The organism is Algoriphagus sp. A40, assembly GCF_002002735.1.
Taxonomy (GTDB): Bacteria; Bacteroidota; Bacteroidia; order Cytophagales; family Cyclobacteriaceae; genus Algoriphagus.
The window spans coordinates 1-948 of the sequence record NZ_MUNY01000017.1 but is presented as its reverse complement, the minus strand read 5'-3'; the positions used below and the strand labels follow the sequence as shown (position 1 = coordinate 948).

1 protein-coding gene is annotated in these 948 nt (G+C 54.4%); it reads right to left on the bottom strand.

The genetic code is table 11. From position 1 onward, the window contains the following. Window positions 1-948 (bottom strand): hypothetical protein (locus B0E43_RS23300; protein WP_217349124.1); only part of this gene is annotated, 948 nt, incomplete at both ends.

Below are 948 nucleotides of genomic sequence, written 5' to 3'. Positions count from 1 at the left end.
TCCAGGTTCCGTTGGTGTCAGGTGTTCCGCCCAAGGCTGCAAACAGCAGTTCGTTGGTGATCTCGGTTCCTTCGCAAACTGTCAGGATTCCGTCAGTTCCGGCATCAGGGCCTTCCTGGATAGTTACGGTGACAGTGGATGTGGCTTCCTCGGTGCATGGTGCAGTGGCTGCTACAGTATAGGTGTAGACATTACCCACATTGCTCCAAGTTCCGTTGGTGTCAGGGGTTCCGCCCAAGGCTGCAAACAGCAACTCATTGGTGATCTCGGTTCCTTCGCAAACTGTAAGGGTTCCGTTTTCTCCGGCATCAGGGCCTTCCTGGATGGTTACAGTGACAGTGGATGTGGCTTCCTCGGTGCATGGTGCAGTGGCTGCTACGGTATAGGTGTAGACATTGCCCACATTGCTCCAGGTTCCGTTGGTGTCAGGTGTTCCGCCCAAGGCTGCAAACAGCAGTTCGTTGGTGATCTCGGTTCCTTCGCAAACTGTCAGAGTTCCGTCAGTTCCTGCGTCAGGTCCTTCCTGGATGGTTACGGTGACAGTGGATGTTGCTTCCTCGGTGCATGGTGCAGTGGCTGCTACAGTATAGGTGTAGACATTGCCCACATTGCTCCAGGTTCCGTTGGTGTCAGGGGTTCCGCCCAAGGCTGCAAACAGCAGTTCGTTGGTGATTTCGGTTCCTTCGCAAACTGTCAGAGTTCCGTTTTCTCCTGCATTTGGAGTTGAGCCTTCAGTGACAGTCACGGTCGCAGTATCTGCTTCGGTGCATGGTGCAGTGGCTGCTACGGTATAGGTGTAGACATTGCCCACATTGCTCCAGGTTCCGTTGGTGTCAGGTGTTCCGCCCAAGGCTGCAAACAGCAGTTCGTTGGTGATCTCGGTTCCTTCGCAAACTGTCAGAGTTCCGTCAGTTCCTGCGTCAGGGCCTTCCTGGATGGTTACGGTGA